The sequence below is a fragment of the Lysinibacillus sp. fls2-241-R2A-57 genome (genome assembly GCF_030209535.1).
Lineage (GTDB): Bacteria > Bacillota > Bacilli > Bacillales_A > Planococcaceae > Lysinibacillus.
The window spans coordinates 1-1,834 of sequence record NZ_JARVRU010000178.1; the positions used below are offsets into that span (position 1 = coordinate 1).

Sequence of the window (1,834 nt, forward strand, 5' to 3'; positions counted from 1 at the left end):
TATAAATGCTAATTTAAATATGTACATTCCTGCTTGAATAACGATGTACAAAAATGCTCTTTCATTTCATACTAATACCGAGGTGTTAGTATGCATATTCAACTAGAGATTGAGACAGAATTTAAAATTAATAGTCTTTCAGATTTAGCAAATTTCAAACAAGTAATGGAGCATTTAAACATGAAGATTAATAAAAGTAGATTAGCAAGGGACATGGGAGTAGATCGACGGACGATTGATAAATATCTAAATGGCTTTATACCAAAAACAAAGCGGAATAAGCCATCTAAAATTGATGAGTTCTATCCGATTATTGCCAGCCTCTTATCAGAAGATTCTAAGCAGGTATTTTATTATCGACGTAATCTTTGGCAGTATTTAAAAGACAACCACGGTTTAGATTGTGGACAATCTACATTCCGTACTTATATTGCCAATACGCCAGAATTTAAAGCTTACTTTGAGAAAGATGAACGTGTATCTTCTTTGAATAGCGGCATCCGTTATGAAACACGTATGGGCAAACAAGCACAGCTGGATTGGAAAGAAAGTATTCTTTATGAAACAAGTGATGGTGAACAGGTGGAGATTAATGTAGCCGTGTTAGTGCTGAGCCATTCTCGTATGCGATTCTTTTATATGAGTATTTCCAAATCGCAGGCAGTTTTATTTTCTTTCTTAACAGAAACGTTTGAAAAAATGGGCGGTGTACCAGAAGAACTCATCACTGACAATATGAAAACCGTTATGGATGAAGCACGAACAGAACATTTTATGGGAAAAGTGAATGCGAAGTTTGCACAATTTGCGAGAGATTTTGGATTTAAGGTGAAGCCTTGTGTAGCAGGTCGTCCACGAACAAAAGGAAAAGTGGAAACAACGATGAAGTTATTGGATGAGATTCATGCCTATCAAGGGAAGTTTAACATGACAGAATTACATTCGTATATTCAACAGCTATGTAATCGAATTAACCATGAAGTTCATCAAGGGACGAATAAAATCCCTATTTTAGAATGGCAAAAAGAAAAGAATCAATTACTCCAGCTACCAACTGAACGAGTAAGAGATTCCTACAAGATTGATTATACACTGGTAAAAGTCAATGCATCGAGCATGATTTCCTACAAGTCCAATCAATACTCCGTACCACCGGCGTATCAAGGCAAAAAAGTAGGACTACAAGTGTATGATGATCAATTATGGATTTATTATAACATGGAATTAATCGCGCAACACAAAATAAGTAAAGCAAAACTAAATTATCAAGAGGCCCATTATCGTGAATTGATGACAAAGGCAATGCCCGAATACCCTGATATTAACGATTTAGCAAAACGGAATTTAGCAGCGATTGGAGAAATGTATAAATGAATTCAATAATGAGTACAAATTATCAGCAACTACAGCAAAACTTAGAGTATTTAAAACTAAAGCAAATGGGTATTCATTTGAATGAAGTCATCGACTTTAGCATTAAAAATGAGCTTTCTTTTATTGATACACTTATTAAATTAACAAACTATGAAATCGATGTACGTGAGCAAAATATGATTCATGCGATGGTGAAAGTCGCTGCATTTCCACATTTAAAGGAAATAAAGGATTTTAATTTTGATTTCCAATCAAGTATTAACCAGCAACAAATACTCGATTTTCAAAGCCTTCGTTTCATCGAAGCAAATGAGAATATTGTATTCCTTGGTCCAAGTGGTGTCGGTAAGACCCATCTGGCCACGGCAATCGGCATTACTGCAGCTAAAAAGCGAACAAGTACCTATTTTATTAAGTGCCATGACTTAATTCAGAATCTGAAGAGAGCTCGCTTAGAAAA

Annotated in this window: 2 protein-coding genes; both read left to right on the plus strand. The window is 35.1% G+C overall.

What is annotated here, in order from left to right; all coding sequences use genetic code 11:
• Positions 1-90 precede the first annotated feature (90 nt).
• A complete protein-coding gene (gene istA / locus QRN68_RS22880) occupies positions 91-1,374 on the plus strand; it encodes an IS21 family transposase (protein WP_285399424.1) in 1,284 nt (427 codons plus the stop codon).
• A gap of 8 nt (positions 1,375-1,382) precedes the next feature.
• On the plus strand, positions 1,383-1,834 hold a 452-nt coding region (locus tag QRN68_RS22885), incomplete at its 3' end, for an ATP-binding protein (RefSeq protein ID WP_285399426.1).

Excerpts from the sequence above, each read along its gene's own strand:
- istA (WP_285399424.1), top strand. The coding sequence starts at position 91 with ATGCATATTCAACTAGAGATTGAGACAGAATTTAAAATTAATAGTCTT.